The 4,899-nt window shown below is 64.9% G+C and carries 5 protein-coding genes; 2 read left to right on the top strand and 3 right to left on the bottom strand.

Annotated elements, in window-relative coordinates:
• Together ahcY and ACIQ6O_RS12960 are read left to right on the top strand one after the other, a co-directional pair.
• Positions 1 to 1,391 (top strand): adenosylhomocysteinase (gene ahcY, locus ACIQ6O_RS12965; protein ID WP_396208210.1); only part of this gene is annotated, 1,391 nt, incomplete at its 5' end.
• Positions 1,392 to 1,598: 207 nt separating this feature from the next.
• On the top strand, positions 1,599 to 2,357 hold the full coding sequence (locus ACIQ6O_RS12960; protein WP_396208209.1) for a hypothetical protein: 759 nt from the start codon (positions 1,599 to 1,601) through the stop codon (positions 2,355 to 2,357).
• A 31-nt stretch (positions 2,358 to 2,388) separates the two neighbouring features.
• Here the strand turns inward: ACIQ6O_RS12960 and hemJ are convergent, their stop codons facing one another.
• The 3 genes from hemJ to ACIQ6O_RS12945 form a co-directional block, all read right to left on the bottom strand.
• The gene (gene hemJ / locus ACIQ6O_RS12955) at positions 2,389 to 2,826 is read right to left on the bottom strand and encodes a protoporphyrinogen oxidase HemJ (RefSeq protein WP_396208208.1); all 438 of its coding nucleotides are present in this window, start codon (positions 2,824 to 2,826) and stop codon (positions 2,389 to 2,391) included.
• 18 nt (positions 2,827 to 2,844) lie between these two features.
• Complete coding sequence (gene bchJ / locus ACIQ6O_RS12950) at positions 2,845 to 3,504, bottom strand: bacteriochlorophyll 4-vinyl reductase (protein WP_396208207.1); 660 nt, start codon at positions 3,502 to 3,504, stop codon at positions 2,845 to 2,847.
• A 405-nt stretch (positions 3,505 to 3,909) separates the two neighbouring features.
• The coding region (locus ACIQ6O_RS12945) for a M28 family peptidase (RefSeq protein ID WP_396208206.1) at positions 3,910 to 4,899 on the bottom strand (990 nt) is incomplete at its 5' end.

The raw sequence follows: 4,899 nt of genomic DNA, 5'->3' as shown, positions 1-4,899 counted from the left end.
GCAAGGAAATCCGTCTCGCCGAAGTCGAAATGCCCGGTCTCATGGCACTGCGCGCGGAATACGCGGGCAAGGCGCCGCTCAAGGGCGCGAAGATCATGGGCTCGCTGCACATGACGGTGCAGACGGCGGTGCTCATCGAAACGCTCGTCGCGCTCGGCGCCGATGTGCGCTGGGTGTCGTGCAACATCTTCTCCACGCAGGATCATGCGGCCGCCGCGGTGGCCGTGGGCCCCAACGGTACGGTGGAGAACCCGCAGGGTACACCGGTGTTCGCGTGGAAGGGGGAGACGCTCGAGGAATACTGGTGGTGCACCGAGCAGGCGCTCATGTGGGCCGACGGCACGGGCCCAAACCTGCTGCTCGATGACGGTGGCGACGCCACGCTGCTCGTGCACAAGGGCACCGAGTACGAGCACGCGGGCGCGGTCCCGTCGTTCGACAGCGACAACGAGCCGGAAGAGTGGGGCGTGATTCTTGACCTGCTGCGCGCGGAGCAGCAGAAGAACCCCGGTCGCTGGACGAAGGTGCTGGCCGGCATTCGTGGCGTGTCGGAAGAGACCACCACGGGTGTGCATCGCCTGTACGAAATGGAGCGCGCGGGCACGCTCGCCTTCCCGGCGATCAACGTGAACGACGCCGTGACCAAGTCGAAGTTCGACAACCTGTACGGCTGCCGTCACTCGGTGGTCGACGGGCTCAATCGCGCGACCGACGTGATGCTTGCCGGCAAGATCGTCGTGGTGCTCGGCTACGGCGACGTGGGCAAGGGCTGCGCGCAGGCGCTCAAGGGGCAGGGCGCGCGCGTGGTCGTGACCGAAATCGATCCCATTTGCGCGCTGCAGGCGGCGCTCGAGGGCTATCAGGTCACCACGCTCGAAGACATCGTGGAGCAGGCGGACATCTTCGTGTCGGCGACGGGCAACAAGAACGTCATCACCGTCGAGCACATGAGCCGCATGAAGGACAAGGCGATCGTGAGCAACATCGGCCACTTCGACAACGAGATCGACATGGCCGGTCTCAAGAAGGTCGAAGGAATGAAGCGCATCAACATCAAGCCGCAGTACGATGAGTTCCTGCTGCCGAACGGCCGCTCGATTCTCATTCTCGCAGAAGGCCGTCTCATGAACCTCGGCTGTGCCACCGGCCACCCGAGCTTCGTGATGAGCGCGAGCTTCAGCAATCAGGTGCTGGCGCAGCTCGAGCTGCACGCCAACGCCGACCAGTACGAGAAGAAGGTATACACGCTGCCCAAGCATCTCGACGAGAAGGTGGCGCGTCTCCACCTCGAGAAGCTCGGGGTGAAGCTCACCCAGCTCACGACCGACCAGGCGTCATATATCGGCGTGCCGCTGGAAGGCCCGTACAAGGCGTCGCACTACAAGTACTAAAAGACAGGGAGCAGGAAGCAGGGAGCAGACGCGCCGGCACGGGACTCGTGCCGGCGCGTTGTGTATTCACCATTTGGCGTAAGCCGACGATATCCGGGTATCGGATCACGGACGGAGTGAGAGCGGTGCAGGGCGGCCGTACTGGGCGGTTGACCGCATCAGCTGCAGCGGGCGAGTGTTCAGTATGCCTGTACCTGGTAGGTCTTCATGCTGATGGCTGTCGCCGCGATGCTGTCGGTGGTGCTTGCGGTTGTCGGTAGCTGGCCGGCATCGCTGCATGGGACGCCGCATAGCGTGATGCAACCGCCGCTCCCGCCACGCATCCTGCCGGGCGACTCGGTGCTGCGCCACGGCTGGCGTACCGCGGATTCGGTACGCTACGCGCTCACGATGTTTCGCGACGCCGACGAGATCCCGGTGGGGCAGCTGGTAGATGTCTGGCGCCCCGACACGATTGGCGGTGTGCCGGTCGTGGTGCGCGTGCAGCGTCTGCAACGTGGCACGGTGCAGCTGGTGGACACCACCGTGACCGATCAACGCACGCTCGCGCCGCGCACCCGCCGCTCGCTGCAGCAGAATCGGCGGGTGCTGCTGGAGTTCAACGGCGCGCGCGTGAAGGGATCGCTGGCCCCGCTCGATGCGCCGCCGGTGCCGCTCGATACCACGTTGCGGGTGCCGCCATTCGATGCGGGCAATTGGGAATTGCTGTTGCGTGCGCTGCCGCTGGAGAAGGACTTCGCGGCGCGGTTTCCCGTGTACGATCTCGACGGCGGGTTACGCGAATACCGTGTGAACGTCACCGGCCGTACACCCGTGCAGGGCGAAGACTGTCACGTGGTCATTCTCACGCTGGCGCGCAATCGCGAGAGCGTGGTGTGGGTCAGTGTCGCCACCGGTCAGGTCGTGCAGATCGAGACCATGCTGGGCGAGACCACCATGCTGCGGCAGGTGCGGGTGCTGCGCTGATTCTGTAACTAGTGAGAAAAGGAGAAAAGGGTCAGCCCGGCTTGCGGACGATCACGCCGATTACGATGAAGAACAGGATGATCGTGGGGACCTCGTTGATCCACCGACAGGCCTTTTCGCTCAGGAAATAGTCCTTCGCGAGGAAGCGCTTGCGGGTGTAGGACGAGAAGCCGTGGTAGCCGAGGAGGAAGACGATGGACCCGAGCTTCATGTGCATCCACGGCATCTTGAGCAGCGTCGGCTGCAGATAGAGCATGGTGGCGCCGAGGCCGATGGACACGATCATCGCGGGCATCATGATGCCACGGAGCAGCCGCCGTTCCATCACCTCGAGGGTGGCCGTGACGGCGGGTTCGTCACGCTTCTGTACGTGGTACACGTACAGGCGGAAGATGTAGAACAGCCCGGCGTACCAGGCGATGACGGCGATGACGTGAAAGGCCTTGATCCAGAGGTAGTTGTCGGACATGCCGCCTAATGTATCCCGCTACGGGATTCCGGTCACCTCGAAACGGCAGCAGTGCCCACCCTGGGCCTGGCATTCCACTTCCATCACCCGCGCGCGCGGTGCCACGAGCGTGCGCACGAGGTGTTCGAACGTTCCTGCATAGAAGTCGCACACCGGCCGGTCGCTGCGCAGGTCCCGGCACATGGCGCACGCATGGAAGGTGAGGTCGGCGCCCCTGGCGTGGCTCTGGACGCTGAGCTCCCCGCTGCCGACGAACGTCCACGCATTCGCCTGCACCGCCTTGAGCAACAGCGAGAGTCCGGCGCGTGCCGGTAACGCACGCATTACCCACAGGGTGGCCTTGGGAATGCGGTGGGTCATGAGATACTCGGCCGTACGATGTCCGGCCTCGTGCAGGACCCGGGTGCCGGTGCGTTCGCCAAGCTGCGTCATGACGAGGCGCACGAAGGTTTGGGCTTCGCGCTCGTCCACCATGGCGCCGGGAAGTGCGGTGAGGGCATAGCCGGTGCTGTCGAAGAGCAATGAGCCGGCAAGGTCCTCGCCATACCGGTTACGCAGTACGTGCGCGAGGTCAATGATCGTATTGGGGCCGATCCGCGACGCTTGGGCCCGCCGTGCGCCGATGTCATACAGCTCGAAAGAAGGGGCGCGGGCCGCCGTCGGCTCCACGATAGGCATTAGAGGCAAGGAAAAATTGCGAAGGCAGCACCGATACACACCCGTGTGCGTGTGACGGACACGCACACGGTGCGACTATCGGGGCGGCACGACAGTCGGTGATGTGGTGTGGCCCTGTGCGGGAAACGATTACTCGGGCAACCGCACGTTGGGATGAGAGATCGCGTGTGGGGCAAACAGCAGACGGCAGACGGCAGGAACCACAGACGGCAGAGCGGGAGGAATTCGGTAGAACAACACGGCAGCGTGCGCTGCGCACCGCTGCCGATTTCCCTACCGCAAAGGAAATCGGGCGCCCCGCGAAGCGGTGGCGCCCGTTCTACCGCATTCCTGCGGACTGCGTGCTGTAGTTCCTGCCGTCTGCCGTCTGCTTTTCAGCGCCGTTTCAGTTCCGCAGTAAGCAGTTCACCGCAGTCTCTCCCGCTGTACCGCCCGCTCCACCCGCGCTCTCGCCGCCACAATAGCGCCCGCCAGATCTACCGGCCCCACTACCATCTCCGGCACGCGTGCAATCGCGCCGAGGTAGTACGTGCTCCACGCGTCGAGAATGTGCTGCTCGTGGTCGCGCGACCCGCCGCGGGCGAGCGTGTCACGCGACAGCGCTGCCTGCGCGTGCAGCGTGCGCTCGGCGGTGCCCGCGAGTTCGTCGAGCGCGGCGCGGGCGATGGCGGGCGTGCTTTCAGTGAGCAGCAGCCCCGTGGTGAGCGCGCAGGCGCCCACGTTGCCGAGGGTGGCGGCGCTCACCTTGTCGATGCGGTCGAGATCGGTGTGGTAGAACGTATCGGTGAAGTGCCACAGCAGCACGGCGGGGATGCCGGCACGCAGGAAGGGTGTGTGATCGCTGCCGCCTTCGAACGGATTGGCCTTCACGACCCACTTGGTTGTGCGCGCACGATCGAGACAGCGGCTGCGCACGAAGTCGTTGAACCAGTGGTTCACGATGGCCTTCTCTTCGATGGGGCTGCCCCCCCACTCGCTGTGCTGGTCGTCGCCGCGCACCCACACCGCGCTGGGGTCGGGCATCTTTTCGATGAGAAAGGTGCCACCGGTGAGGGCGGTGTTTTCACCCACCATGTCGAGCGACATGCCCCACTTCACTCCGGTGCGTCGCACGCTGTCTTCGGCGAGGTAGCGCTGCGTGCTGCGGATTTCGTCACCCCACAGCATGGTGAGCGTACGCTGCGGGTTGGCTGCACCGCTGCGCACGACCCGCGCCGCCACGCGGGCCATCTCGGCCAGCGCGCCCACACCACTCGCGTTATCGTTGGCACCCGGTTCCTGCACGTGCGCCGAATAGACAAACCGTTCGTTCGGCTGCGTACGACCGCGAATCTCGGCCACCAGCGTGCGCTCGGGGCGACGCGCGAATGTGGTGCGCACCAGCGCGGTTACTTG

The sequence above is a fragment of the Gemmatimonas sp. genome (genome assembly GCF_044345575.1).
In the GTDB taxonomy this organism is placed as follows: domain Bacteria; phylum Gemmatimonadota; class Gemmatimonadetes; order Gemmatimonadales; family Gemmatimonadaceae; genus Gemmatimonas.
Note: the sequence above shows the minus strand (reverse complement) of the source record. Positions and strands in the feature narration are given on the sequence as shown.